At 38.6% G+C, this 21,590-nt stretch carries 28 protein-coding genes; 12 read left to right on the top strand and 16 right to left on the bottom strand.

Annotation, left to right across the window (positions count from 1 at the left end):
- Positions 1-6: 6 nt before the first annotated feature.
- The 10 genes from BLP87_RS02060 to rsfS all read left to right on the top strand — a co-directional run bounded on the left by BLP87_RS02060 (position 7) and on the right by rsfS (position 6,276).
- Complete coding sequence (locus BLP87_RS02060; RefSeq protein WP_074461216.1) at positions 7-735, top strand: TIGR03936 family radical SAM-associated protein; 729 nt, start codon at positions 7-9, stop codon at positions 733-735.
- Positions 728-1,900, top strand: coding sequence for a ribonuclease E/G (locus BLP87_RS02055; protein WP_074461215.1), 1,173 nt, complete (start codon positions 728-730; stop codon positions 1,898-1,900). The genes BLP87_RS02060 and BLP87_RS02055 overlap by 8 nt, the downstream gene beginning before the upstream one ends.
- An 86-nt stretch (positions 1,901-1,986) precedes the next feature.
- On the top strand, positions 1,987-2,295 hold the full coding sequence (gene rplU, locus BLP87_RS02050; RefSeq protein WP_074461214.1) for a 50S ribosomal protein L21: 309 nt from the start codon (positions 1,987-1,989) through the stop codon (positions 2,293-2,295).
- Positions 2,296-2,315: 20 nt separating this feature from the next.
- Positions 2,316-2,654, top strand: coding sequence for a ribosomal-processing cysteine protease Prp (locus BLP87_RS02045; protein WP_074461213.1), 339 nt, complete (start codon positions 2,316-2,318; stop codon positions 2,652-2,654).
- Positions 2,648-2,935, top strand: a complete 288-nt coding sequence (gene rpmA, locus BLP87_RS02040; RefSeq protein WP_026654869.1) for a 50S ribosomal protein L27 — start codon at positions 2,648-2,650, stop codon at positions 2,933-2,935. The genes BLP87_RS02045 and rpmA overlap by 7 nt, the downstream gene beginning before the upstream one ends.
- Before the next feature lie 78 nt (positions 2,936-3,013).
- Positions 3,014-4,372, top strand: a complete 1,359-nt coding sequence (gene obgE, locus BLP87_RS02035) for a GTPase ObgE (RefSeq protein ID WP_074461496.1) — start codon at positions 3,014-3,016, stop codon at positions 4,370-4,372.
- The gene (yhbY, locus tag BLP87_RS02030; RefSeq protein ID WP_074461212.1) at positions 4,372-4,686 is read left to right on the top strand and encodes a ribosome assembly RNA-binding protein YhbY; all 315 of its coding nucleotides are present in this window, start codon (positions 4,372-4,374) and stop codon (positions 4,684-4,686) included. The genes obgE and yhbY overlap by 1 nt, the downstream gene beginning before the upstream one ends.
- A gap of 27 nt (positions 4,687-4,713) precedes the next feature.
- Entirely contained in the window at positions 4,714-5,322 is a 609-nt protein-coding gene (gene nadD / locus BLP87_RS02025) for a nicotinate-nucleotide adenylyltransferase (RefSeq protein WP_074461211.1), read from the top strand.
- A complete protein-coding gene (gene yqeK, locus BLP87_RS02020; RefSeq protein WP_074461210.1) occupies positions 5,319-5,900 on the top strand; it encodes a bis(5'-nucleosyl)-tetraphosphatase (symmetrical) YqeK in 582 nt (193 codons plus the stop codon). Before nadD ends, yqeK begins: the two co-directional genes overlap by 4 nt.
- 13 nt (positions 5,901-5,913) lie before the next feature.
- Entirely contained in the window at positions 5,914-6,276 is a 363-nt protein-coding gene (gene rsfS / locus BLP87_RS02015) for a ribosome silencing factor (RefSeq protein ID WP_074461209.1), read from the top strand.
- A 92-nt stretch (positions 6,277-6,368) separates the two neighbouring features.
- Here the strand turns inward: rsfS and lexA are convergent, their stop codons facing one another.
- The gene (gene lexA / locus BLP87_RS02010; protein ID WP_074461208.1) at positions 6,369-6,989 is read right to left on the bottom strand and encodes a transcriptional repressor LexA; all 621 of its coding nucleotides are present in this window, start codon (positions 6,987-6,989) and stop codon (positions 6,369-6,371) included.
- A 171-nt stretch (positions 6,990-7,160) separates the two neighbouring features.
- Here lexA and BLP87_RS15695 point away from each other — a divergent pair, with 171 nt between their 5' ends.
- Both BLP87_RS15695 and BLP87_RS02000 read left to right on the top strand, forming a co-directional pair.
- Entirely contained in the window at positions 7,161-7,580 is a 420-nt protein-coding gene (locus tag BLP87_RS15695) for a LysM peptidoglycan-binding domain-containing protein (protein WP_176756587.1), read from the top strand.
- Between the two features lie 158 nt (positions 7,581-7,738).
- The gene (locus BLP87_RS02000; protein ID WP_074461207.1) at positions 7,739-8,974 is read left to right on the top strand and encodes a D-alanyl-D-alanine carboxypeptidase family protein; all 1,236 of its coding nucleotides are present in this window, start codon (positions 7,739-7,741) and stop codon (positions 8,972-8,974) included.
- 93 nt (positions 8,975-9,067) lie between these two features.
- On the opposite strand, the gene BLP87_RS01995 is transcribed toward BLP87_RS02000, so the two are convergent.
- The 15 genes from BLP87_RS01995 to BLP87_RS01925 form a co-directional block, all read right to left on the bottom strand.
- Entirely contained in the window at positions 9,068-10,084 is a 1,017-nt protein-coding gene (locus BLP87_RS01995) for a tyrosine-type recombinase/integrase (RefSeq protein WP_074461206.1), read from the bottom strand.
- A gap of 171 nt (positions 10,085-10,255) precedes the next feature.
- Positions 10,256-10,474 (bottom strand): hypothetical protein, encoded by a 219-nt coding sequence (locus BLP87_RS01990; RefSeq protein WP_074461205.1) that lies wholly within the window; start codon positions 10,472-10,474, stop codon positions 10,256-10,258.
- A 123-nt stretch (positions 10,475-10,597) separates the two neighbouring features.
- Positions 10,598-11,371, bottom strand: coding sequence for a PHP domain-containing protein (locus BLP87_RS01985; RefSeq protein WP_074461204.1), 774 nt, complete (start codon positions 11,369-11,371; stop codon positions 10,598-10,600).
- 22 nt (positions 11,372-11,393) lie between these two features.
- Entirely contained in the window at positions 11,394-12,443 is a 1,050-nt protein-coding gene (locus tag BLP87_RS01980; RefSeq protein WP_074461203.1) for a M42 family metallopeptidase, read from the bottom strand.
- A 149-nt stretch (positions 12,444-12,592) separates the two neighbouring features.
- The gene (locus BLP87_RS01975; protein ID WP_074461202.1) at positions 12,593-12,925 is read right to left on the bottom strand and encodes a hypothetical protein; all 333 of its coding nucleotides are present in this window, start codon (positions 12,923-12,925) and stop codon (positions 12,593-12,595) included.
- Between the two features lie 168 nt (positions 12,926-13,093).
- Positions 13,094-13,729: a cytidylate kinase-like family protein gene (locus BLP87_RS01970; protein ID WP_074461201.1), complete on the bottom strand. Its 636-nt coding sequence runs from the start codon at positions 13,727-13,729 to the stop codon at positions 13,094-13,096.
- 49 nt (positions 13,730-13,778) lie between these two features.
- Complete coding sequence (locus BLP87_RS01965) at positions 13,779-14,705, bottom strand: RluA family pseudouridine synthase (protein WP_074461200.1); 927 nt, start codon at positions 14,703-14,705, stop codon at positions 13,779-13,781.
- A gap of 12 nt (positions 14,706-14,717) precedes the next feature.
- Positions 14,718-15,260 carry a signal peptidase II gene (gene lspA, locus BLP87_RS01960; RefSeq protein WP_074461199.1) on the bottom strand — a complete coding sequence of 181 codons (543 nt, stop codon included), beginning with the start codon at positions 15,258-15,260 and terminating at the stop codon, positions 14,718-14,720.
- A gap of 25 nt (positions 15,261-15,285) precedes the next feature.
- Positions 15,286-16,392 carry a 3-dehydroquinate synthase gene (gene aroB / locus BLP87_RS01955; protein WP_074461198.1) on the bottom strand — a complete coding sequence of 369 codons (1,107 nt, stop codon included), beginning with the start codon at positions 16,390-16,392 and terminating at the stop codon, positions 15,286-15,288.
- 57 nt (positions 16,393-16,449) lie between these two features.
- The gene (locus BLP87_RS01950) at positions 16,450-16,977 is read right to left on the bottom strand and encodes a cell division protein SepF (protein WP_026654882.1); all 528 of its coding nucleotides are present in this window, start codon (positions 16,975-16,977) and stop codon (positions 16,450-16,452) included.
- A gap of 115 nt (positions 16,978-17,092) precedes the next feature.
- Positions 17,093-18,559: an HlyD family efflux transporter periplasmic adaptor subunit gene (locus BLP87_RS01945; protein WP_242871797.1), complete on the bottom strand. Its 1,467-nt coding sequence runs from the start codon at positions 18,557-18,559 to the stop codon at positions 17,093-17,095.
- 48 nt (positions 18,560-18,607) lie between these two features.
- Entirely contained in the window at positions 18,608-19,027 is a 420-nt protein-coding gene (locus BLP87_RS01940) for a twitching motility protein PilT (protein ID WP_074461196.1), read from the bottom strand.
- Between the two features lie 72 nt (positions 19,028-19,099).
- Positions 19,100-20,065, bottom strand: a complete 966-nt coding sequence (locus tag BLP87_RS01935; protein ID WP_242871796.1) for a D-alanyl-D-alanine carboxypeptidase family protein — start codon at positions 20,063-20,065, stop codon at positions 19,100-19,102.
- A complete protein-coding gene (mgsA, locus tag BLP87_RS01930) occupies positions 20,049-20,444 on the bottom strand; it encodes a methylglyoxal synthase (protein ID WP_026654885.1) in 396 nt (131 codons plus the stop codon). Before mgsA ends, BLP87_RS01935 begins: the two co-directional genes overlap by 17 nt.
- Positions 20,445-20,462: 18 nt before the next feature.
- Complete coding sequence (locus BLP87_RS01925; RefSeq protein WP_242871795.1) at positions 20,463-21,590, bottom strand: FtsW/RodA/SpoVE family cell cycle protein; 1,128 nt, start codon at positions 21,588-21,590, stop codon at positions 20,463-20,465.

Raw genomic sequence — 21,590 nt, 5'->3', positions numbered from 1 at the left:
ATATACATGAATAAATTACGTCTAAAATTTTCCAAAAACGGCCCGATCAAATTTATCGGCCATCTTGATGTAATGAGGTATTTTCAGAAGGCTATAAGAAGAGCCGAGATAGACATTAAGTATTCTGAAGGCTTCAGTCCGCATCAGATCATATCTTTTGCCCAACCGCTCAGCGTAGGTGCCACAAGCGACGGCGAATACATGGATATTACGGTTAATACCATGAATAGCGCCGAAGATATCATGAACAGGTTAAACGCTGTTATGAATGAGGGTATTGAGATTCTTGCGATAAGAGAACTTTCGGATGAAGACGAAAAGGCTATGACCGCGGCTTATGCGGCAAAATATAGAATTTCTTTCAGGGAAAAATTTATCCCTGATTACGACTGGATTGAGAAATTCAGGGAATATCTTTCTCTTGATTCGCTTCCTGCAATGAAGAAAACAAAGAAGGGCGAAAAAGAAATTGATATGAAGCCTTTAATATTTGATTTTTCTTTTAACAAGGAAGAGGGATACGTTGAGCTCTTGCTCAGTATGAGCAGCAGTGCGACTTTAAAGCCGGCGCTTTTGCTACAGGGCTTTTTTGACCATATCAAAGAGGAACTTGCGCCTCATGCGATGGCAATTCACAGACTTGATATATACAGGCTTGTCGAAAACGAAGATAAGCCCTATATTGAGCCATTTATAACAGATGATATGCAAACGAGGTTTTATTTAAATGTCTGAGATTATTATTTCCGAATATTTGAATACGCCTGTTGTAACTGCTTTTATCGGCAATAAGATGGAGTATCTTTCTTTTGTAAGAGATAATGAGCTTGGAAATATTTATGTTGCCAAAGTCGATCATATCGTAAAGAACATAAATGCCGCTTTTGTCAGATATGACAAGGATAAGACCGGATATCTTCCTCTCAAAAACATAACAGGTGCTTGTGTTATCAATCGCAAATTTACAAGCGATGACACTCTGAAAAACGGTGACGATGTTATTGTTCAGGTGGAATCCGAGGCGGTTAAGACTAAGAAGACCAAGCTTACAACAAATCTGTCGGTATCTGATAATTATGTCGCCGTAACTCTCGGAAAATACGGCGTCGGCTCATCGATAAAGCTTTCTGACGATATAAGAACGTTTCTTTCTGATAAGATAAAAGAAGATTATGAAAATATCATGGATGCTTATCACGAAAAACTTTCAGGCGCAACGGCGGGGATCATAATAAGGACACAGGCTTCAGAAATTGAGGAAGAGAAAGCCTTTAACGTTATCGAGGATTCATTTAAGTCATGCCTTGATGAACTGGCAAAAATCCTGTCAGACGGAAGAAACAGGACGACTTACAGCTGCATTCACAGGTCGGATAACGGAAGCACGGCGCAGCATATAGAAAATGCCGAAGCTTTTCTTAAAGTTAGAGGTGAATCGGATTATTCCGTCATTGAAGATACGGGTATTCACGGCATCAGATCTGCAATCGACGATCTTAAACACAGGAAAGTGTGGCTCAAGAGCGGCGCATATATCATAATCGAACAGCTTGAGAGCTTTAACGCGATCGATGTAAATACGGGCAAAGCCATTAAGGGAAAAGATGATATTGCCTTTAAGGTAAATCTTGAAGCCGTAAACGAGATATTCAGGCAGATACGCCTAAGGAATCTCACCGGCATGATTCTTATAGATTTTATCAATATGGATGATGACGAAAAATACGAAGAACTGATACATAAAGTTAAAGCGTTCTGCAAATATGAGCAGGTACATACGTGCTTTATAGACGTGACGGGGCTTGGCATAATGGAGCTCACCCGAAACAAAAACGATAAAACGTTAAAAGAAATATTGAAGGATGTCGAAAAAGCTGTTGACAACAGTATTTATCAATGATATTATATCTTGGTATGCCGCATAACTAGGCTTAAGTGGTTTTATCCCGCCAAAGTTAGCGAGTTTTTTGAAGAAGGAGGTAACTTATGTACGCAATTATTGTAACTGGTGGAAAGCAGTACAAAGTTTCCGAGGGCGATGAGATCAAGGTAGAGAAGCTTGATGTAGAGCCCGGAAAAGAAGTAACATTTGACAATGTTATTGCAGTAAATGATGACAAGGCACTTAAGGTTGCCGGCGATGTTAGCGGAGCTAAAGTTAGCGGAACAGTTGTTGAGCAGGGCCGTGCTAAGAAGGTTGTTGTTTACAAGTACAAGAGAAAGACTGGCTATCACAAGAAGAATGGTCACAGACAGCCTTTCACACTTGTTAAGATTAACAAGATCACACTGTAATTTATTTACAAATCGGAATAATGACTACTATTACATTTACCAAATCTTCAACAGATTCATATAAGAGAGTTGAATGTAGCGGACATGCGGGTTTTGCCGACAGCGGCGAAGATATTGTATGTGCTGCCATATCGGTTCTTACGATAAATCTTATCAATTCACTTGAGAAGTTTACCGAAGACGTTTTCAATCTCGATCAGAATGAAGATGACGGGTACATTTCAATTTCTTTTGAACATGATCCGTCGAAGGATGCAGATTTACTTCTGAGATCCTTTGAACTTGGTGTGAATAGTATATTCCAAGAGTACGGTAAGAAGTTTTTGAACATTAAATTTAGGAGGGATAAGTCATGTTGAATATGAACCTTCAATTTTTTGCTCATAAGAAGGGTGTTGGATCAACCAAGAACGGTAGAGATTCAGAATCCAAGAGACTTGGAGCAAAAAGAGCTGACGGACAGTTCGTTAAGGCCGGTAATATTTTATACAGACAGCGTGGAACACACATTCATCCCGGTGTAAATGTTGGAATCGGTAGCGATGACACATTATATGCACTTGTTGACGGTGTTCTTAGATTTGAGCGCAAGGGCAGAGATAAAAAGCAGGCTAGCGTTCATCCTGTAGAGAATAAGTAATTTAATTTAGCAGGGCTTCAAACTGATATGTTTGAAGCCCATATTTTATTGAATAGGAATTTTGAAAAGGGACAGATTATGCCAGTATTTGTAGATAAAGCCAAAATCTTTATACAAAGCGGAAAAGGCGGAGACGGACACGTTTCGTTTCGAAGAGAAAAGTATGTACCTAACGGCGGCCCCGATGGCGGAGACGGCGGAAAAGGCGGAGATATAATTTTTGTCGTTGATGAAGGAATCAATACACTTGCAGACTTTCATTACGGCGGAAAATACAAGGCACAAAACGGTCAGGACGGAAATAAGAGACGTTGCCATGGTAAAAATGGCGAGGATTTATATATAAAAGTTCCGGAAGGAACAGTCATAAAAGAAGCAAATACAGGCAAAGTCATTGCCGATATGAGCGGAGATAACAGAAAGGTTGTTGTTTTAAAAGGCGGTCGCGGCGGAAACGGTAACATGCACTATGCCACATCCACCATGCAGGCACCCAAATATGCACAGCCAGGACAACCTGCGCTTATGCTTGAAGTTATGCTTGAACTTAAAGTTATTGCTGATGTTGGGCTTGTAGGATTCCCAAATGTCGGTAAATCAACTTTTTTGTCCAAAGTATCAAATGCAAAGCCCAAGATTGCCAATTATCACTTCACCACATTGTCACCTATGCTCGGTGTAGTTGATCTTTCCGATGCAAGAGGATTTGTTGTAGCGGATATCCCCGGACTTATAGAGGGCGCTTCCGAAGGACTCGGACTTGGTCATGAGTTCTTAAGACATATTGAGCGTACCAGAATGATGATACATGTAGTCGATGCGGCATCTACCGAGGGACGCGATCCCCTGGAAGATATAGAAGCGATAAACGCAGAGCTAAAGAACTACAATGCGGATATATCCAGCAAGCCCCAGGTAATCGCAGCAAATAAAGTAGATATGCTTCCCGACGGAGAAGAGTCGGAGATCATCAAAAAGATAAGAGATAAATACGAACCTCTCGGAGTCAAGGTTTTTGCCACATCAACACTGACTGGAAAAGGAATCAGGGAACTGCTATACTATGTAAGTAGGACTCTTGATGAAATGCCTGAGGAATCGGTTGTATTTGAACAGGAATTCTTCCCTGAAACAATGGCTCGTGAGACTGATGAGGCATTTACAGTCACATATGACAGCGATGAGAAAGAATATGTCATTGAAGGACCTAAGATTGAGAAGATGCTCGGTTATACCAATCTCGAATCTGAGAAAGGATTTGCATTCTTCCAGAACTTCCTCAAGGACAATGGTATTCTCGATGAACTTGAGAAACTCCATATTAACGAAGGCGATACTGTCAGAATGTACGGATACAGCTTTGAATACTATCGAAATGCGGACACCGTTCCTGCAGACGATACAGATGATTATGATGATGAAGAGGATGAAACATAATGACTTTAACCAGTAAACAAAGAGCTTATTTAAAGAGTCTTGCGGCAGATCTCGATCCTGTTTTTCAGATAGGAAAATCAACCGTAACTCCGGAAATAATAGACGCAATTGCTGAAACATTCAATACACATGAACTTGTTAAGATCACAGTTTTAAAGAACTGCATGGATGACGTATCAAATGTTGCGATAATGGTTTCGGAAAGAACACGTTCCGATCTCGTGCAGGTTATTGGAAGAAAATTTGTATTATACAAACCTTTTAAGGATGAACCCAAGATTGTATTACCCAAGACAAAAAAGGCTGTAAACTGATATTTTTACCATTACGGAGGCACTCTTATGGCTAGCAGAAAGATTGGTATTCTTATTGGAAATTTTGACCCAATTCATTACGGACATCTTCTTTTAGGAGAAGCCGCAAGGGAGCAATATGGTCTGGACAGAGTGATATTTATCCCCGAGAAGCTTGCTCATCTTATGAAGGGCAATAATCTGTCATCGGGTGATATCAGATACAATATGGTCAAGTTGGCGATCAAGGATAATCCATATTTTACTTGTTCCAGAATTGAAATCGATAAGCCCAAGGGAACCTATACATATGATGTATTTCAGGAACTAAGAAGCATGTATCCTGGCGATGAATTATACCTGATACTTGGCGGAGACGCCGTTGTTGATATTGAAACCTGGTATAATGCAAAAGAGCTTTTAAAGTCATGTACCATTTTAGCTGCCGTAAGAGACAACCACGATGTTGCAGCCCTTGATAATGTAAGAAGAAAGCTGCTTAAACAGTATGATGTAGACATACAGCTTCTTACATTTAACAGAATTGATATTTCGTCGCAGGATATAAGAAAAAGAGTAAGAACGGGCAGAAGTATTAAATATATGGTTCCCAAAGAGTGCATAGAGTTTATTTGTTTAAAAGGATTATATAAATGAAGACCCTGGAGATTACTCAGAAACTTAGAAAAGAGCTTGAAAAAGAGCTAAAGCCCGACAGATACGACCATACTCTCGGTGTTGCATATACAAGTGCATCTCTTGCAATGGTACACGGTGCCAATGTTGACAAGGCTTTGATCGCAGGATTTCTGCATGATTGTGCCAAATGCCTTTCGCACGAAGAGCAACTTAATATATGCGAAAAAAATAATATTGAGATCACTGATGTTGAGAGAAGGAATCATTCTCTTCTTCATGCAAAAGCCGGAATGTATATCGCAAGTACAAAGTACGAAGTCAGGGATCCCGAGATACTAAATGCGATAAGATATCATACGACCGGAAAAGAAGATATGTCTCTTCTTGAAAAGATAGTATATATCGCAGATTTTATCGAACCAAACCGTAAGCCGCTTGATGACATGAATATTATCAGAAAAGAGGCTTTCACGGATATAGACAGATGCCTTGCGCATATATTGCACAATTCGATCGTATATTTAAGAACCATAGGTAAAGAGTGTGATGATACAACCATGAAAGCTTATGAGTTCTATAAGAAATACTATAATTAAGAACGAGGTGAATATGTCAGATATTGAGAACTCAAAGAAGATGGCTTTGATGGCGATGGAAGCGTTGGAAGACAGAAAAGGAATTGATGTTCACGCCATTGATATAAGCGAAATTTCTACACTTGCAGATTATTTCATCATTGCAAACGGAACTAACTCAAGCCAGGTTCAGGCAATGGCAGACAGTGTTCAGGATGCTCTCGGAAGAGCCGGATATCTTACAAAGAATGTTGAAGGATATGAATCGGCAAACTGGATATTGCTTGATTTCGGTGATATCATTGTTCATGTTTTTGACAGCGAAAACAGAGTATTCTACGATCTTGAGAGAATATGGCGCGATGGTAAGCCGATAGAGAAAGATAATCTTAACTGATTATAATAATTAAATACAATAATAAAGCGGTCGGTATGATCAGGTTTTAAACCCGAATCTTACCGACCGTTATTTATTTCATTAATGATAAATTACTTATAAAATCTCATTACTCCGAATACTTTTCCGAGGATCTTACAGTCATCGACGATTATCGGATCCATAGAATCATTTTCGGGCTGAAGTCTGATATGACCATTCTCTTTATAAAAAGTCTTAACGGTAGCAGAGTCATCTATAAGAGCAACGATCTGATCGCCGTTTTTTGCAGTATTGCATACTTCAACGAAAATCTGATCGCCGTTATATATGCCTGCATTGATCATTGAATCGCCCTTAACATTCAGAATAAATGCATCTGAGCCCTTGGGGCACATAGATGCGGGAATCGGAATGTATGAATCTATATTCTCTTCCGCAAGAATAGGTGCACCTGCAGCAACCTGTCCGACAACAGGAATACTTACAATCTCTGTCCTTATCATATTGAAGCTGTCATCACAGATGGTTATTGCGCGAGGTTTGGTGGGGTCGCGCTTAATATAACCTTTCTTCTCAAGATTACCTAGATGTGTGAAAACAGAAGATGTTGATTTAAGATTTACCGCAGCGCAGATATCGCGCACTGACGGAGGAAAGCCCTTTGTTAATGTCTCTTCTTTGATATAATCAAGAATTTTCTGCTGAATTGGTGTGAGTTTGCTTTTATCCATAATAACCTCCTAATCTAATCCAAGTATATCATAGAGAAAAGCATAATACAAATGTTTGTTCGAGAAAATATGTTCTCTTTTTTTCTTGACAAACGAATGTTTGCTCGATATTATGATAACAGAACGGTTGTTCGCAAATATTTGTTCGTATTTTACAGAGAGGTGAAGATTATGAGCGAAGCAATGATGATTGCAGCAAGTTTGTACAACGATCCGAGATATTTCAGTGAAAGTGAGGTCAGAATCAGAAATAACAAGATACGACGCAGGAAGATTGTAAGACGACAGTTTATTATGCTCATGGCTGTTTTGTCTGTTCTTATTTTTTTTATAATGTTTAACATTTCTGTTTTTAATTCAGATGCGCAGTCTGATACATATATGCCTGAATATAAGTATTACAAGTCAATTACGGTGAATTACGGGGATAGTCTTTGGACGATAGCCGATAGTCTGTATTCATCCGATCATTACGACGATATAAATGATTATATTACGGAAGTATGCAATATAAATAATCTTGCGGATGCTTCCGACATAATTGCAGGAAAATCGTTGATAGTTCCATATTATTCAACAGAATTTAAGTGAAATTTGTTAAATATACAGAAAAAACCTTTAAAAAAAGTGAGTTTTACATTCATGTAAGTTTTTTTTTCATTATTTTGTAGCTTTTTCCACTTGAACAAATAGATAAAAAAATGATAACATTTACTTGTTGTATTTTTTTATTAGGGTGGATTTAAAATTTGAGAAACAGCAGAAAGAGAAGACGTTCTTTAGGGAGAAGAACTTACAGAAAAAGAAACGGACAAAGACTTTCCGTTAGAGAATATAAATTAAGACGAAGAAAAGAAATAATCGTACATACAGTTTCACTAGCCGCGGGGGTTGCGTTACTTGTAACAGTATTTGTATTTATCATAAGCAAAGTCCATATAACCTTACCGAAGGATGGACCGTTCGATACTATGACCGAACAAGGGGACGATGAAGTAGCACATGATATTGTCGATACAGAAATAAAAGAAGTCGAGTTAAATCCTTTCTTGGAAAAATCCGAGGATGCGCGTTCATTCTTCAAGGGTTATAAAGTTGATTATATGGAGACTAATGTTGCTCATTTAAACAGCAACAATAAAGAAAAAGAAGACTTTGTAGCCAGTTCATACGCTGTTCTTCTCGATCTTGATACCGGAAAAGTTATCGCGGGAAGAGGCGCCAAGACTAGAATGTTTCCGGCATCCATGACCAAGATATTGACAGTTTTGGTTGCAGCGGAACATATAAAAAGCCTTGATGACGAATATGAGATAAATGAAGGCATCGTCAAATATGTCTTAGAAAATGACTGTAGTAACGTAGGTCTTGATGTCGGCGACAAACAGACAGTCAAAGACCTTATGTACGGTACGATTCTTAAATCAGGCGCTGATGCAGCTATCGGACTTGCCGAATATGTTGCAGGCTCTCAAGAGGCCTTCGTAGAGCTTATGAACCAGAAAGTTGCAGAGCTCGGACTTTCAGGTTCTGCGCATTTTACGAACTGTGTCGGAATTTTTGATGAGGACCTTTATTGCACGCCATTGGATATTGCGATTATTTTAAAAGCTGCCGAAGAGAATAAACTTTGCCATGAAATCCTTTCTACAAAAGAGTATACTACATCCCCTACAAAGGCTGCGCCGAATGGAATAAATATAAGCAACCTTTTTATCAGAAGAATAGAAGATAAAGATACTCTTGGTACAGTAATGGGAGCAAAAACCGGTTATGTGCATCAGGCAGGATCATGCGCGGCCAGTTATGAAGTCTCTGCTACAGGAAAACATTATATCTGTGTTACAGCAAAGTCATGGAGTTCCTGGAGATGTATTTACGATCATGTGGCTATTTATACCTCTTTCGTGGATAAAACACCTGAAGAAATAGCTAATGAAGACAGCGAAAATATCGAAGCAAGTAAAGAAGCTTCGAAACAATAATTTAGTTAAAAACCTGCTTGGAGAAATTTGATTCTCAAGCAGGTTTTCTCAAAACTTTCTATTATTCAATCATATTTACTTTAAGTGATATTTTCATCTCAATCCCTGTAACAATGACCTGGATTCTTTCATAGCTGTATCAGAGGCTTTTGCATATATATTTGTTGTTTGAATACTCTTATGATTCATTTTTTTCTTAAGAAGCAGAATATCATTATCGCTTGCAGCATAAAAACTCATCGCAAAACTTGATCTTAATTTGTGAGGCGATATTATCCTTGTTTTTTCCGGAAGGCATACAGAAACATATTTCTTTACCAGAATTTCGACCGCACGCACTCCCAGCCTATTGCCGGTAGTAGTGGTGAAGGCGGGGAATTTAAGATTCTTTGAGGATAAGCCAAATTTGGCCTTTTGAGATGTGAAATATATCTCCAGATAATCTCGGCATTCATCGGAATAGTAGATTGTCTGCGTATCACCGCCTTTTCTTGTGACAACAACGCTACATTCCTCAAAATTATAGTCAATAATATCCGTATCGAGCATCTCGGAAACACGCAGTCCTGTATCAAGAAGCAACAAAAACATGGCCGAATCTCTGTCAGCATAGATATAATGTACCTTTGCGACAGAATCGTGAAGATTTGTTCCATGCCTTACAGTATCCAGAAGTACACGTTGTTCTTGATTTGTTAAATAAATAACATCTTTGCTTGGAATTTTAATTGTCTTGGTAGCGGCAATTGGATTGCGTGGCATTTTTCCCGTAGCAACAAAGAAGCCATACATACTGGATAATGAAGCGCGTTTTCTTTTAACCGTTGATTCCTTGTGATTACCTGAAAGCGTTGTCAGAAATCTGTTTATATCAAGGATCTCTACATTTGCAACGTCATCTATGGACAATTCCTTAATATTTTTATCGCAGTGCTTTGGAAGGTAACTTACAATATATTCAAGATAGACCTTTATGTCACGACAATATTCGAGTTTAGTCGCATAATTTTCAACACGACCGAAGTTATATATGAAATCTGAAACAAACTCAGGCATTTCATTTAAAAGCTCATTAATCTTATCAGAGTATTGCGTTTTGTTCTCAGGCATAGTAAGTTTTCCTCCAATAGGTACAGTTTTATAACCAATAAAATATAGATATATAGGATTAAATCCCATATATCTATATTATCACACTATATCTTTTTCGTAAAACTAGAATTTTGCGAAAAAGTATATTTAATACAAAACTACTATCAATTGCTTCCAAATTGTACAGTTTTATTTCTTAAATAATCCTCCGGCAATATTCTTGATATCACCAAGGTCAAACTTGCCGTCTGCAAGTGCCGATTGAACCTTTTTGACATCTGCCTCGTCAATATTGATGTTTGCTTTTGCAAGAAGATCCTTTGCCTGACTGAGATCGGCCGCCGAAAGTTGTTTTAAAAGATCTTTGTTACCTGAAATCTGCTTGATAATACTTGTGATATCTGCCATATTCAAATACCTCCTTTAATAACAATACTTTTTTATCATTATATCAAAAACAACCTAAAAACAAGCATAAAAAAGAGGTTATCTTATCTTTAAAATAAATAACCTCTCCATTTAACTAAATATTCAATGCCAGATAACTTCAAGTGTCGGTCCCTGTGTAGGTACCGTAAGAGCTTTATCGCCTGACACTTCCTTAAATTCACGATTTGAAGATATATCTCTCATAAATACCGGTGTTCCCTCGTTATTCATGAAAGCTTTGACATACTCGTCTATTGAATTTATCTTATGATCAAAGCTCATTCCGCCCATATCAGGTTGTCCGGGATTATGAATATCGGAACCGGCGGACATTCTGAAATTCTTCTCAACGGCATATTGGTAGCCGAGTGAATTCTGATAATCGGGATTGCATGCGTTGTAAGCCTCAACGCCGTCGCAAACCGAAGGTGTCAGATTTATTTCGCTTAGATAGCCTCTTTCCCTGTAAGGGTGAGCCTGTATCATTATTCCGCCGTAATTATGCACGGATTCATAAACTTCATGTCTGCTCTTTTCAAGAATATCGGGATTATCAAGCAGCCACTTTTTATCTACTCCGTAAAGAAGAAATTCATCTCCGTGAAAATTATATTCTATACCGAACATGACAACCAGATCTGAATTTGTACTACTGGCTTCTTCAAGAGCATGCTCATAGCCGCTGCAATACTTCTCTACTCTCTCCTCCCAGGGAAGATCCTTGGGAATGCAACTGTTTCCGTTAAAAAAATGATCTGTAATAATTATTCCGCTGTAACCAAGATCGGACATGTATTTAATGAACTCGCGGGCCTCTGTTCCGGAGCAGGCGCTCGCTTCCTTGGTGTGCATGTGAGTCTCATAAATATACTTCATAATGTAGTCTTTTCACACTCCTTTAGTCAGTTGTATATGCCAATAATAAGCGAAGTGTATTTTCTGCACCGTCTTTGTGACTTCTTTCATATCCGTGAGAAGCATAGACACCGGCGCCTATAAGGCCGTGCCTTAGATCGTTTCCGGCACGAAGCGATGCTTCGGCGTCACTTCCGTAAAAAGGATATACATCAACGGCATAGTCAATATCATTATCCATTGCTGCCTTGATAAGAGACTTTACAACATTGTAATTGTACGGTCCCGCGCTGTCTTTCGCACAGATAGAAACCTGTCTCTCACTGCAGTCAAGCTTTTCTCCGACGCATCCCATATCAACAGAAATTACCTCTGTACAGCCTTCGGGAACGCTTCCGCATCCACCGTGCCCAACTTCTTCAAAAACCGTTATATGGGCATATATAGCTCTTTCAGGGGTAATGTTATTATCTTTAAGATATTTTGCATAAGCAAATAAAATTCCGACACTGAGCTTATCATCAAGGAATCTGGACTTGATATATCCGCTCTTTGTCACTCTGAAATTCGGATCAAAACAGACTATATCACCGATGGCGATTCCAAGCTTCTTGACGTCATCGGCAGTTTTTACATCTTCATCAAGAACAACTTCACAGCTGTCCCAGTCTCTTTTTTGCTCGTTATATTTTCCGTTAACATGGATCGAGGCATCGTTTAACTGGAAAGTACCTTCATACTCACCGTTAAATTTCGTAATGACTTTAACATTTTCAGTCTCGGCATTATTGGGATTCATACCGCCGAGATTTGTAAGCTCCAGTCTGCCGTTTGACTTGATCTTAGAGACCATTCCGCCAAGCGTATCAACATGAGCTTCCAGAAGGAGCCCGTTGTCTTTATCTTTGCCGCCAAACTCGACAATAATACCGCCTTTAACCGTGTAATAAGCATTAAAACCAAGCGCTTCAAATTCATTTTTTACAAAAGAAGCGGCTTCTTCGGTATAACCCGTGGGAGAATCAATATTTATGATCTCTTCGGTTTTCTTTACAAGATAATCGACATATTTCTTTTCAATTTTTCTCTTCATATTTACTTCGCTCCTCAACAAAACATTCTACTCTTGAAAAATGCAATATTCCAGCAAAAAAGGATAAAAACTTTGGTAAAACTTTATTTTGAATCCCCTGATAACGCAAAAAGTCTGTATCCGTAAGATACAGACTCTATTGATAAAAATTATTGCAACAATGATTCCGCAGCATTATCCATTGCAGATTTAACTTTAGTATTCATATCATCCGAGATCTGCACATGAAGCATATTGATTACTCTGTTATCAATTGAGTAGCCCAGTCTTGACGCATGTTCGTTCAAATCGTCAGAATGCATATTCTCATAACTTGTACGAAGATTTGCGCTCAAGAGTTTCATTGATGTCATTGATTCATATACTTCGGCAAAATCAGCTCCAAATTTCTTCTTGTCCTCTTCACTAAGTGACGAAATTGCAGTCTGATTCAGATATTTATTAGTAATGCTGTCAACCGATGCTAAAAAATTAAAATCCATAAATGAATTATCTCCCTGGAATTGTTCAGCTACAAAATATATATCGGAGAAGACGTATTTTAGTTAAGTTATTTTATAAAAAATTCGAAATATGCCATATTTTGTTTAATAACATAAAAAGAGCAAAACAGATTTAAAACCTGTCCTGCTCATGATTTTCTCTTGCTATTAGTCTTTTTTGGCAGCTTCATAGTCTTCGATATACTGAATTATCAGCTTCACCGTGCCTTCAATACCAAGAATGCTTGAGTTTATGCATAGATCGTAGCTGTCAGCTCTTCCCCACTTCTTGGAAGAATAGTAATTGTAGTAGCTCTGACGCTGCTTATCTTTCTTTATCATCATCTCACGTGCTTTTTCGTTTGATGTGATATCGGAAAACCTCTCTCTGATCCTCTTGATCTTACATTCTTCATCGCCGTAGATAAAGAGATTAAGAACATTAGGAAGATCGCTCAGCGCATAATCCGCGCATCTTCCTACGATGATACAAGGCTCTTCCTTTGCAATCTTCTTGATCGTATCAAACTGAGCAAGGAAAACCTTGTGACTGATAGGCATATCTACAAAACTTGAGGAATTATATCCAAAAGAATATGTATCCATTACAAGATTGTACAAAAAAGAATTTGTAGGCCTCTCATCGTGATTCTGGATCATCTCTTCACAAAATCCGCTTTCCTTGGCAGCTCTTGATAAAAGCTCCTTGTCATAACATTTTATTCCAAAATGATCGGCAACCATTTCTCCGATTTCTCTTCCGCCCGATCCAAACTGTCTTCCGATAGTGACTATAGTATTCATACAGATCACCCCTTTTTTTATAAAAAGCTTTACCTACTTATATCTTACATTATTTGAGAACATCAAGCAAATGCTGAAAATATGCGGGTAAAGGAGCATCTGTCTCGATATATTCAGATGTCTTTGGATGAACAAAGCACAGAGTCTTGGCATGCAGACACTGTCCGTCCGTTTTAAACTTACTCTTTCTTCCGGAAGCATAGACCTCATCTCCCAAAAGAGGATGCCCGATATGCGCCATATGAACCCTAATCTGGTGCGTTCTTCCTGTTTTTAACTTACACTCTATATAAGTCATATTATCCTGCTCAAAACGCTTTAAAACGCGATAATGTGTAAACGCATCTTTTCCGCCTTTTGAAACGACAGCCATTTTCTTTCTGTCAGAAGTACTTCTTCCGATCGGCGCATCAATATCGCCTTCATCTTCTTTGATTATTCCATAGCAGATGGCATGATAAATGCGGTCTATGGAATGTTCCTTGAGCTGAGCCGCAATTTCTCTGTGCGCTGCGTCATTTTTGCAGATAATAACGGAACCTGTCGTATCTTTGTCGATCCTGTGCACGATTCCGGGTCTTAAAACGCCATTTATACCCGACAGATTCTTGCAATGAAACATAACGGCATTTACGAGCGTATCGGAATAATGGCCGGGAGCCGGATGCACCACCATGTTTTTTGGCTTATTTACAACAAGCACATCTTCATCCTCATAAATGATATCAAGAGGGATATCCTGCGGTACAATCTCGGGAACTTTAAGCGGCGGAATCTCCATCTTTATAACATCATTCTCAGATACAACATAACTTGCCTTTACATTCTTATCATTGCAAAAAACCTTTTTATCATCGATAAGTTTTTTTATATAAGAACGCGAAAAAGAATCGATAAGTTCACTTATAAGCTTATCGATTCTGTATCCTTCATATTCATCGGTAACTACACATTCAAAGAGATTAGTTTCATCCATTCTCAAAATACCTTATTTGAACTCCTTGAATTTCTTCTGCTGCTTGAAGCTCAAAAATTCAAAATCGTTATCCTTGTAGTAAAAAAGAAGAAGTACCGCAAAGATAAATGTTGCAACCGTAACATAAATATCGGCCACATTAAAAATAGGAAAATTGATGATAACAAAATAAATGAAATCAATAACATAATCATTATGTATTCTGTCGATCATGTTTCCTGCGGCACCGCTTGCAACAAGCGCCAAAACAATATGCAAGATATTATATTTCTTGTCATCGGGCATTCGGAAAAGAACGTATGCGATGACAACAAGCATGATAGCTGCGATAAGTACAAAGAAAACCTTCTGATTCTGAAGCATTCCAAACGCAGCTCCGCTGTTTTTCAAAAAATTAAGCTCGAGAACACCGTTGATTATCTTGATCGCAGGCTTATCCTGAAGATGTACAAGTGCAAGATATTTCGTGAGCTGATCCAAAAATATCAGCAAGATAATAAGGAATAGATCTGAAAGTAAAAAAAGTTTTTTCTTCTTAGATAAATTTGTGTTCATAATAAATCCTCTGTAAAACTTCTATTTATTCATTGGCCTTTTTGGACCAATCAATTTCTTCGAGAGCGGCTCTCATCTCATCATCCGTAACCGTCGTATCAATAACGGCTCTGCCAATCTTTTTGATAAGAATAAACTTAATCTTATCCGCATCGGCTTTCTTGTCGGATTTTGTAAGTCTGATAACTTCTTCCGCATCAATACTGTCAAGAGAAATAGGAAGATTAAACGGAACGAGCATATCTCGTACTTCGTAATATTCCTCCATCGAAAGAAGTCCCTTCTTCCAAGAGATAAATGCTGCCGCAACAAAACCGAGCGAAATACACTCTCCGTGCATAAGCTCAAAGTTTTTGTACTTTTCAATTGCATGTCCGAGCGTGTGTCCAAAGTTAAGAAGTGCTCTTTCGCCCTTCTCCGTGGGATCCTTCTCAACAACAGCTTTCTTTACAAGGCAGCTTCTGTATACCATCTCCAAAAGTGTATCAACATCTCTTTCATCAATCTCATACATATTGTCGATGAGCCAGGTGTAGAATTCGCTGTCCTTGATGATACCGTGTTTCATAACCTCTGCAAAACCGGAAGCAAACTGCCTTCCATCGAGAGTCTTAAGAGTTGATATATTCATATAAACAAGTCTCGGCATATAAAAAGCTCCGACCATGTTCTTATAACCTTTGTAATCAACGCCGGTCTTTCCGCCGATGCTGCTGTCAGACTGAGCAAGAAGCGTCGTGGGAATCTGGATAAAAGCAATTCCTCTTAAATAAGTTGCAGCCGTAAAACCTGACATATCTCCTACAACTCCGCCTCCGAGAGCGACAATAAGGTCATGCCTGTCAAAACGGTTCAAAATAAGCTGTTCGTATATTTTATTTATCTCGTCGAGGTTCTTATTTTTCTCTCCCGCGGGTATTACACATTTTATAACAGCTTTTGCAACTTTATTTAGTATATCACATACTTCATCAGAGTAAAGTCCATCTACGTTAGAATCTGTAATAAGACAGATTTTTCTGTTCTCAAAACCGATTTTCTTAATTTCTTCGCCAAGTTCCGCAAAATCTTTGCTATATACAATGTCATAGCACGGCTTTTCTTGATAGCATACGTTTAATATCTTTTCCATAATATTCTCCCCAAAAAAAGACTGTTGACCTATTATCAGCGTCAACAGCCTCGATTTTTAATCTATCTGCTGTGGTCCTTCCGTAATTCCACCACCGAACGTTCCGCTCAAAATACTCTGGAAATCACCTGAAATATCAACAGATGCAGGTGTAATAATAAATATATATCTGGAAATCTTCTGAAGATTACCTGATATTGCGAATGTCGAACCCGAAGTAAAATCAATGATCCTCTGCGCGATATCAACATCAAGACCTTCCAGATTAAGCACTACAGTCCTGTTTGCCAAAAGCGTTTCCGTTATCTCCCTAGCATCCTCAACAGACGTAGGTTTTATCACGCAAACCTCCATGCCTGCCGCAGATAAAGCCTTCCTTGATCTGGTAGGAACAACTTTGGGAGTTGTCTTTTTCTTTTCCTCGGAAAGATCGATCGCAGGAACATCCTTTCCTATAGGAGTCGTATTGCTAAATATATCGTTTTTGGAACTGCTATCATAGTAGACATCATCAGAATCGTAATATCCGCTTTCATCATCTCCCGTAAGCTGTATTGCTTTTAAAAACTTATCCATTACGCTCATTATCTATATGCTCCTCATAATAATAATCCCAGCAAAAAACTACTTTAATATTATCGTAGGTTTATACCGTATGTCAAATCGCTGTTGTAACAAACAGGCTCTTTTCCACTTTATTTCAGGAATCCGTGGTCGACCCGCCGTCTGCCGATTCATCAATTGTTGCTTGTGAATCATCAATATTCTGTGAAAGATTTTTGTCATATGATTCGGCATCCAGAATAATATAGTCATAAACTCTCAGGCCATATCTGGTTTTTGACTTAACAATTGAATATTCCTCGTTATCGTAAAGAACCTCGATCTGCTTAAAATCGGCATATCCCTTGTTATAATTGTATACGCCCTTTAGTGTACCCGTCTTTCCGACGGTAAATGTCGCCGTCGAATCAGGCTTTATAAGCACATCTCCTGCTCTCAGCACATCCGTATCGATATAACAATCGGAATCATCCTCATTATAAATTGATATATTTACCGATTCAACCGTCTTATTTCCCTGCTCATCGTATTTATCACGGAGAACACTCTTTGTACTGTCATTGTTATCGGAAACAAAATCCTGCGGGATCGTATAAAAACTCTTTTCTACAATGGCGGAATTAGGTATCTTCAGACCGTTATTGCTTTCAGTAAGAATCTCAACACTCAGGAATCTGTCCTTACAAAAAGTGATCATAGAATTGGTAAAAGACAACATGAAAAATTTATCACCGTTTCCGTTTGTAAAAGTAGACACCTTTGCCGATGAAACATCCTGATTCTTGATAAATTTTACGTCGACATACTGATGACTTTCAAGTTCTTTCGCCTGCTCTTCATCCTTAACATTGATGATTATTGACCAATCCTCACTGTCACAGATCTTATAAACCGGATCGCCTTTTTTTACAAGTGTGTTATTTATAAGCTGCTTCTTTTCATATTTGGACTGATCGAAATTTTCAAGTGTTATGTTCTCCGGAGAAAGATTCTCATAGCCGTCTGTTGAATAAATTACAATACCGGGTTCCTGCGCATTGATCCTGGCAATGGAATTATTCAGATTAAGAGACTCAATATCGCTTAAAAGACTGCTGTTTGAGAGCTTCTGAACCGTTCCGTCAAGACTGTTCTTAAAATCATATGCGGTATAAAAATTTTTTTCATCGAAACTTGAAGTAAACGACATGATCTGAGATCTGAGTTCCGACATACTCTCATCATTCAGCGCCACTTCTTCCGATCCCTGTGATTTCAAATATTCAATAAGCTTCCCCGATTCATCGATAGTATAAACAAAGTCACCTGCCGCCGCTCTGCTACCTTCGGATGCGATATAATAAACATAGCCCGCACGGTCGGCCTGAACGATCTTCTCGCTTCTGATGGCGATAGCCTCATAAATGTTATTGGCAGAAAGAGATCCGTCCATAACCTGATAAGGTATCACGCGGTCTTTGCCGAGGTAAATGAAAACACTTATGATTATATATATTGCCACGGCAACAAAGAAAACCACACCTATATTTATGTTATTAATGTTTTTGGGATATTTTGTAATTTTTCGGCTATTCTGGCCGGCCATATTATTAACCTTCTTCATACATTGAGCCGCGGAATACCGCGGCTCAAATATCTGATACTTAAAAATTTAAAGTGAAATAACAACATTTGATTTTACGCTTTCAGGAAGTTCTGACTCATCCATAGAAAGACTGAGAACAAAATCAATATTAAACTTTTCGCCAAGCTTTTCGAGCTTGTCGATAGTTCCTGAAATATCTTTTCCTTCAAGACAGGATATTTTCAAAAAGCTGTCAAAATACATTTGCTGGAGATCATGGTCCTGAGAAATAATACCACTGACGAAACCTATGAATTCATCGGAATTTTCTATCATAAACTCCGAGACGACTATCAGACGAATCTTATTGTTAAGTTCATACATGTGCTTGGTACTCTTATCAAGAAAGGCTATTGAACCGAGAACATTCTTTACCTCGGTGTTTACCTTGTCCAATAAGCATTTGGTCTTACCTTTTCCTTTTTTCCCAACAATTAACTGAACCATCGGCATACCCTCCCGCAAGTAAGTATTTTATCGATATATTAATTATAGGATATTAGGTGCTAAAAGACAACATCATTTAACGATTTCATTAAGCATATTAGTCATGTCCGAATACAATGTATCTCCGTCTGTATCACGTAGAATTACCGCAATGTACGGATTACCGTTACCGTCCTTCGCAAGAAGGATAAGGCAATGTCCGGCAGCATTTGTGGTACCTGTTTTACCACCTATAACAGTAACTCCGCTGGGTGCTTCCACATCTCCTCTAAGATACCCGTTTGTATTATCAATTGTCCTTGATTGGCCTTCACCGTTTTCATCGGTCCACTTTACATCATAAGAATTCATGCTGATTATCTCTGAAAACTTATCATATTTCATAGCGGCACTGAAGATCAGATACATATCATATGCGGTAACAAGGTGATCTTCAACATTAAGACCGTTTGGATTCTTGAAATTAGACTGAGTCGCACCAAGTTTTAAGGCTTCGGCATTCATCATATCGGCAAAAGCCTCAATGGAGCCCGCAAGATTAGTCGCAATAAGATTTGCCACGTCATTTGCGGAATAAATAAGAAGCGCATAAAGTGCTTCGTTCAGCGTCATCGAGCAGCCTTCCTTAAGTCCGAGTGCCTGAGCTCCGCTCTCATTGGCATATACCGATGAGTCTGCAACAAGCACCTTATCAAGCTGATCTCCGAAATATTTAAGCGCAATATAAGCAGTCATGACTTTCGTCAGACTGGCGGGTTTAAGTCTTTCATGTACGTTCTTTGCATAAAGTGTTCTTCTTCTGTTAATGTCAAACAGACCGGCACTTGCTTTGTCATTGACCTGCATGTCCTGGCTGGAAATATCCTCTACGTCGGCAATACACTTATCTGCCGCAAAAGGCTCACATCTGTTACTTGTTGTTGATTTATCAATCGAATACTTTGCTTCGTATGGAATTGAAGAACATCCGCTCACAAAAACAGATGACAACATCAACACTATAGCAAAAAAAGAACAAGGCTTACTTATACATTTCACGCCACTCAAGATCTCCTCTATCCAAAGATTTAATAAGCAGTTCTGCTGAAGCAAGATTAGTTGCAACCGGGATGTTATGCATATCGCAAAGAGTCATGACATTGCTGATGTCAGGCTCATGTGATTTAACAGTGAGCGGATCTCTCAAAAAAATAACAAGATCGATCTCATTATGTTCAATAGCTGCTCCAAGTTGCTGTGCACCTCCGAGGTGTCCCGCAAGATACTTATGAATACTAAGATTTGTAACTTCTTCTATAAGTCTGCCCGTTGTACCCGTGGCGAAAAGATCGTTTTTACTCAATATACCCCTATATGCTATACAGAAATTCTGCATAAGCTTCTTTTTTGCATCATGTGCAATAAGCGCAATATTCATTTCTATCTGTAACCCTCCCTAGATATACTTGTTGCTTTGCAATCTGACATTAAGGACAACACCCATGCCTGCATACATACTTAAAATTGCAGATGTTCCTGCGCTGATAAACGGAAGCGGAAGTCCCGTATTTGGGAAAAGACCTGTAACAACGGATATATTGATGAATCCCTGAAAACCGACCCAAGCTCCCATTCCTGCTGCAAGAAGCTGTCCTGCTTTGTCTTTTGCCCTAAAAGAGATCATTAAGCATCTGACCGCAATTATTAAGATAAGAAAAATAACCGCGCATCCCCCAATGAAGCCAAATTCCTCTCCTATTACCGCAAAAACAAAGTCTGACTGAGGTTCTGAAATAAATCCCGCATTAAGAACGGTGACATCATCTGTGTTATATCCTTTTCCGCGGATTCCACCCGAACCGATTGCCATAAGCGAATGTAATGTCTGATAAGCCTTGTCAGTTGTAAAATCTTCGGGATGTAACCATGCAAGTATTCGTTCACCTTGATATACTTTTAGAATCTTACCAAAAACAATACCCCAACCGTTTACAGCATCACCGATAACAAATAAAACAAGCGGAACTGCCACGGTTAGCGCAATTGCAACCAGTCTCCAGTCCATTCCGGCAACAAACAACATGCACGCAAAAGTAACAAATATCATGATGCATGTCGAAAGATCGGGCTGCCCTATAATAAGCAAAATAGGAGCCCCCAACAAAGCAAAACAAACAAAGATAAAGCGTATATCTTTAACTTTATCTTTATATTTCATAATAAACTGCGCAAAAAATAAAATCAATATTATTTTGGCCGCTTCACAAGGCTGAAATCTGAAGCCAAGATTCAACCACCTTCTTGCACCGTTAATCGTCGTTCCCATAGGAGTAAAAATGAGTGCCAAAAGGACAAGATTTGCAATGTAAAAGAACCAATTAAATTTTAGCAAAAAAGTATAGTCCACAAGCGACAAAAATATCATTAGCAAAAAACTTATTATCGATCCGCCGATTACCATTGTCTTCAATGTGGGAAAAGAGGAAGTGACGGCAAGGATACCAAAGATATTTGTTATTAAGATCATTGCCACAAGGAAAAAATCATATTCAGTTATCTTATATTTTTTCAGCATTTCACGCAT

The sequence above is a fragment of the Butyrivibrio hungatei genome, from assembly GCF_900101605.1.
Classification (GTDB): Bacteria; Bacillota; Clostridia; order Lachnospirales; family Lachnospiraceae; genus Butyrivibrio; species Butyrivibrio hungatei_B.
This window is presented reverse-complemented; position numbering and strand designations above follow the sequence as displayed.

Excerpts from the sequence above, each read along its gene's own strand:
- BLP87_RS02060 (WP_074461216.1), top strand. The coding sequence starts at position 7 with ATGAATAAATTACGTCTAAAATTTTCCAAAAACGGCCCGATCAAATTT.
- BLP87_RS02055 (WP_074461215.1), top strand. The coding sequence starts at position 728 with ATGTCTGAGATTATTATTTCCGAATATTTGAATACGCCTGTTGTAACT.
- rplU (WP_074461214.1), top strand. The coding sequence starts at position 1,987 with ATGTACGCAATTATTGTAACTGGTGGAAAGCAGTACAAAGTTTCCGAG.
- BLP87_RS02045 (WP_074461213.1), top strand. The coding sequence starts at position 2,316 with ATGACTACTATTACATTTACCAAATCTTCAACAGATTCATATAAGAGA.
- rpmA (WP_026654869.1), top strand. The coding sequence starts at position 2,648 with ATGTTGAATATGAACCTTCAATTTTTTGCTCATAAGAAGGGTGTTGGA.
- obgE (WP_074461496.1), top strand. The coding sequence starts at position 3,014 with ATGCCAGTATTTGTAGATAAAGCCAAAATCTTTATACAAAGCGGAAAA.
- yhbY (WP_074461212.1), top strand. The coding sequence starts at position 4,372 with ATGACTTTAACCAGTAAACAAAGAGCTTATTTAAAGAGTCTTGCGGCA.
- nadD (WP_074461211.1), top strand. The coding sequence starts at position 4,714 with ATGGCTAGCAGAAAGATTGGTATTCTTATTGGAAATTTTGACCCAATT.
- yqeK (WP_074461210.1), top strand. The coding sequence starts at position 5,319 with ATGAAGACCCTGGAGATTACTCAGAAACTTAGAAAAGAGCTTGAAAAA.
- rsfS (WP_074461209.1), top strand. The coding sequence starts at position 5,914 with ATGTCAGATATTGAGAACTCAAAGAAGATGGCTTTGATGGCGATGGAA.
- lexA (WP_074461208.1), bottom strand. The coding sequence starts at position 6,989 with ATGGATAAAAGCAAACTCACACCAATTCAGCAGAAAATTCTTGATTAT.
- BLP87_RS15695 (WP_176756587.1), top strand. The coding sequence starts at position 7,161 with ATGAGCGAAGCAATGATGATTGCAGCAAGTTTGTACAACGATCCGAGA.
- BLP87_RS01995 (WP_074461206.1), bottom strand. The coding sequence starts at position 10,084 with ATGCCTGAGAACAAAACGCAATACTCTGATAAGATTAATGAGCTTTTA.
- BLP87_RS01990 (WP_074461205.1), bottom strand. The coding sequence starts at position 10,474 with ATGGCAGATATCACAAGTATTATCAAGCAGATTTCAGGTAACAAAGAT.
- BLP87_RS01985 (WP_074461204.1), bottom strand. The coding sequence starts at position 11,371 with ATGAAGTATATTTATGAGACTCACATGCACACCAAGGAAGCGAGCGCC.
- BLP87_RS01980 (WP_074461203.1), bottom strand. The coding sequence starts at position 12,443 with ATGAAGAGAAAAATTGAAAAGAAATATGTCGATTATCTTGTAAAGAAA.
- BLP87_RS01975 (WP_074461202.1), bottom strand. The coding sequence starts at position 12,925 with ATGGATTTTAATTTTTTAGCATCGGTTGACAGCATTACTAATAAATAT.
- BLP87_RS01970 (WP_074461201.1), bottom strand. The coding sequence starts at position 13,729 with ATGAATACTATAGTCACTATCGGAAGACAGTTTGGATCGGGCGGAAGA.
- BLP87_RS01965 (WP_074461200.1), bottom strand. The coding sequence starts at position 14,705 with ATGGATGAAACTAATCTCTTTGAATGTGTAGTTACCGATGAATATGAA.
- lspA (WP_074461199.1), bottom strand. The coding sequence starts at position 15,260 with ATGAACACAAATTTATCTAAGAAGAAAAAACTTTTTTTACTTTCAGAT.
- aroB (WP_074461198.1), bottom strand. The coding sequence starts at position 16,392 with ATGGAAAAGATATTAAACGTATGCTATCAAGAAAAGCCGTGCTATGAC.
- BLP87_RS01950 (WP_026654882.1), bottom strand. The coding sequence starts at position 16,977 with ATGAGCGTAATGGATAAGTTTTTAAAAGCAATACAGCTTACGGGAGAT.
- BLP87_RS01945 (WP_242871797.1), bottom strand. The coding sequence starts at position 18,559 with ATGAAGAAGGTTAATAATATGGCCGGCCAGAATAGCCGAAAAATTACA.
- BLP87_RS01940 (WP_074461196.1), bottom strand. The coding sequence starts at position 19,027 with ATGGTTCAGTTAATTGTTGGGAAAAAAGGAAAAGGTAAGACCAAATGC.
- mgsA (WP_026654885.1), bottom strand. The coding sequence starts at position 20,444 with ATGAATATTGCGCTTATTGCACATGATGCAAAAAAGAAGCTTATGCAG.
- BLP87_RS01925 (WP_242871795.1), bottom strand. The coding sequence starts at position 21,590 with ATGCGTGAAATGCTGAAAAAATATAAGATAACTGAATATGATTTTTTC.